This window comes from Zhongshania sp. (assembly GCF_041623545.1).
Taxonomy (GTDB): Bacteria; Pseudomonadota; Gammaproteobacteria; order Pseudomonadales; family Spongiibacteraceae; genus Spongiibacter.
This window is the reverse complement of record NZ_JBFJWS010000338.1, coordinates 1-3,300: the sequence shown is the minus strand read 5'-3', so window position 1 is coordinate 3,300 and position 3,300 is coordinate 1. Positions and strand designations below refer to the sequence as shown.

Here is a 3,300-nt window from a genome sequence, read left to right as displayed (position 1 = left end):
TATTAGTAGCTGACCGTCGCGGTCTTTGGCATTGATGAGTCCGAGTACGCCGTGACAAACCCCGGCGATTACCGGTTGGTGGTCGGCGTAGTAGGCCTCGCTTATTCTGTTGGCGAGTACTGGCGAATAGCCGAGATCATAGGCGGCGCCCCAGCCACCCGCGATAAAAATAATATCGTACTGGCTAATATCAACGTTACCGATGGCGAGGGAATTCCGCATTTTTGCTTGTAGCGTTGGGTCTTCAAGATAGCGTTCATCGTGTTCGCTGATAATAAAAAACTTGAGGCTCATTGGGTCGACCGGAATATCGCCGCCATTAATACTGGCGACATCAACCTGCATGCCGGCATCTAAAAAGCTGTAGTAGGGGTGGGTCATTTCTGAAATTGCGACGCCAGTGGCATCGCCGTCGGTTTTGCCCGGTGCATATAGTATTGCGTGATTACTGCCGATGATAAGGGCTTTTTTACCGGCGGCGATGTCATAGCGCGGGCCGTTGTAGTCTGGGTGCAGGCCAGCTTTGTGGAGGGCCGTGGGCAGGGCTAAACGGCTTAGGGCTGCAACGCTAATCAGTATTGCGACGGTAATAATTATTTTTTTTCTCATGATGTGATCCGTCTGGCTCATATAATGACACTTCATGTGCCAATATATAGCAGATAGTCTCATTATGGAAGCGTGGGCGGCTAAGCATGGTCGTCGACGAAAGTGGGAATTTTACTTAAGCAATATGCTTATTAATAAAGGCGGCCGACTGCTTTAGGGCTGCTCGCGCTTCCGGTAAAAATTGGCTCATTACAGGAAAGGCATGGGGTGGTTTTGGCCATTCCAAGTAGGTGCTATTACCGTTTTGATGTTCCACCATTTGCTGCAGGCGCGTGGCGTCATCCAGTAATACTTCGGCGCCGCTGGCAATAATGAATAGCGGTGGCAGCCCAGCGACATTGCCGAACAGTGGCGATATACGGGAATCATCTCGGGATATGTTGGGGGCGTACATGGCCACGGCTTCGTCGAGCAGGGTTTTGTTCAGTAGTACATCGCTGTGCGAATTGCTCGTGAAGGATTCACTGTTATGGCTTAAATCTAACCATGGCGAATACAGTATGGCGCCGGCCGGGCTCGGCTGATCTTCGTCACGCAGCTTTTGCAGAGTGGTGAGTGCCAGATTACCGCCTGCACTGTCGCCCGCAATGATTATTTGAGCCGCTGAATAGCCCGCGTCGATCAGTGCCAAATAGACCGCGACGGCATCTTCAGTTGCGGCTGGGTAGGGGTGTTCTGGGGCGAGCCGGTAGTTGACCATGAGCACCGCGATATTTGCGTCTACCGCAAGTTGGCTGCACATTTGGCGGTGGCTATTCATGCCGCCCATAATAAAGGCGCCGCCGTGGTAGTAAACGCACACTGGTGCATGCGGGCTACTGTCGACCCCCTTGGGTACGAGCCACTCGACCGCGACGCCGCTGATCTTATCTGCCTTGCTGGTAACTGCGGGGTTGGGCTTGCCGATAGCCATCGCCATAAACTTTCTTTGACGCTTGAATCTGTGCTCCGGCGTTAATTTCATTGTGCCCCGTTGACGGCGGCGGATGACAGCGCTGAGAATAAAATTCTGCCAGCTCATATTGAAACCTCAAGTGTCGAATTCGGGTATGGCCTACTACTGCCTGCGGCGGGTACGAAATATTCTTACTATCACCAAGAGTATTACTAGGGCGCTGATAACACTAGCGTAAAGACCTAGATTGGGTAGTCGGGCGTTGATGCCGTTAATGATGCCTTGCCGCTCGTGGTCGTAGCCCGCGGGCATGTCTAAGACCTGATTGACTTTGGCGTACTGCTGGTATTGAACCAGCATCGCGGCGCGTAGTTCCGGCATTGCTTTGCTTAGGTCCTTGGTCTCGCCGGGGTCTTTGGCAATATTGTATAAATGCCATTGGCCGTCGGCGATCCTGCCGTTGATTTTGACCAGTTTGTAATCGCCGCGAAACAGTGCCGCGTTGCCGCCTAGCTCATAACCTACGGCGTCGTCTGGGCCGTAGACAGTTTCGGCCTCGCCTTTAATATGGGGTAGCAGGCTCCGGCCTATGATGAGTTTCTTGGCGTCGCTAGCGATTTCGGTGCCGGCAATCTCGATAATGGTCGGTGTAATATCGGTAACAAAGCTGAAGCTAGTGCTGATGGTCTTTTGTTTTAATTGCAGTGGTTTACCGGCGACGATAAGCGGCACCCGCATACCGCCTTCTCCGGCGTAAAATTTATAGAAAGCTAACGGTGAGGCTGCGGCGCTGGCAAAGCTCGGACCAATGGTATTCATGCTGCCTTTTAGGCCAAGGGTTTCGTAGTCGTTGCGGTAGCCAAGAAACTGAACCAGCGCGCGGCCGTAGAGGTTGCGGGAGTTATTGTGGCCGGTGGCTTCGCTGCCGTTATCGGAGGTAAAAATAAACACGGTATTGTCAAATTCACCTATCGCTTTTAAGTGCGCGACGAGGCGACCAATGTGAAAATCCATGGCGTCGACCATGCCCGCATACACGGCCATGCGTTTTGCTTGATAGCGCTTTTGTTCTTCTGTCTGCGCATCCCAGTCGCCCATGGTACTCATTTGCACCATATTGCTGTTCATTGGCACGATGCCCAGCGCCTTGAGCCTTGCCTGCCGCGCTTCGCGCAGTGCTTGCCAACCATTGTGGTAGGCATCCGCGTATTTGTCGGTGAATTCCTGAGGCGCTTGCACGGGGATGTGTACGGCTTGGAAGGGGAGATAGGCAAAGAAGGGCTTTTGATCAGCAGCATTAGCGTCGATAAACTCTATGGTTTTATCTACCAAAAACGCTGATGAATAAAATTTGTCTGGTAGCGAGGCTTCTTTACCGTCGGCAAACCATTCGGCGCGGTCGTAAATAGGCAGGTAGGGTTTGTCCTCCCAGTTGTCGGCACCGGTTGCGCCAAGCGCAAAGCTTCGCTCGAAGCCGCGCTGGCTGGGCAATTGCGCGGGGGTATTGCCCAGATGCCATTTACCCGCCATATAGGTGTGGTAGCCCGCTGCTTGCAGCGCCTGGGCGACGGTAAGCAGCTTGGTGTCTAGGGTGCCTTGGTAGTGGGGGTGACGTTTTTGCTCTGGTGGAATGGTCTCTGGAATATTGGGCACACCGTTGCGGTGGCTGTCGACGCCGGTGAGTAGCATTGCCCGTGAGGGCGCGCAATTCGCGGCGGTATGGTAGTTGGTGAATTGCATGCCCATCTCAGCGAGGGCTGAGATAGTGGGGGTTTGAATTTCACTGCCGTAGGGTG

Annotated in this window: 3 protein-coding genes; all 3 read right to left on the bottom strand. The window is 53.4% G+C overall.

Annotated features, from left to right (window positions below; translation table 11 throughout):
- Positions 1-609: DJ-1/PfpI family protein (locus tag ABYT30_RS17465; RefSeq protein WP_373097752.1), on the bottom strand; the 609-nt coding region annotated here is incomplete at its 3' end.
- A 115-nt stretch (positions 610-724) separates the two neighbouring features.
- Positions 725-1,630 carry an alpha/beta hydrolase gene (locus ABYT30_RS17460; RefSeq protein WP_373097751.1) on the bottom strand — a complete coding sequence of 302 codons (906 nt, stop codon included), beginning with the start codon at positions 1,628-1,630 and terminating at the stop codon, positions 725-727.
- A 36-nt stretch (positions 1,631-1,666) separates the two neighbouring features.
- Positions 1,667-3,300: arylsulfatase (locus ABYT30_RS17455; RefSeq protein ID WP_373097749.1), on the bottom strand; the 1,634-nt coding region annotated here is incomplete at its 5' end.